The organism is Burkholderia sp. SIMBA_051, assembly GCF_046534915.1.
Classification (GTDB): domain Bacteria; phylum Pseudomonadota; class Gammaproteobacteria; order Burkholderiales; family Burkholderiaceae; genus Burkholderia; species Burkholderia ambifaria.
Genome location: NZ_JAWRXS010000219.1, coordinates 1 through 276, shown reverse-complemented (window position 1 = coordinate 276; position 276 = coordinate 1). Strand labels below are relative to the sequence as shown.

Annotated in this window: 1 pseudogene; it reads left to right on the top strand. The window is 65.6% G+C overall.

Annotation, left to right across the window (positions count from 1 at the left end):
- Positions 1-276 (top strand): annotated as a pseudogene (locus SB771_RS34260) (nucleotide pyrophosphatase); the annotation flags it as partial.

Genomic DNA, 276 nt, shown 5'->3' with positions numbered 1-276 from the left:
CCCCGGCATCACCATCGCCCAGTGGGCTGGCCCCGAGCTGCGCTTCAACCTGGCCGGCGGCAGCCGCGTCGACATCAACGGCGTGAAGTTCACGGCCAACAAACCGGTCTACGTGGCGATGGTCATCGACAAGACCGCCAAGACCATGGCCGCCTATGTCTACGACACGGAAATGGGCTGGTTCAGCCGCTCGATTTCCACCGGCGCCGTCAACTTCGCCCAGATCGCCGGGGTGTTCGGCCCGCACCTGGGCCTGAACGAAGACGGCAAGGGGAC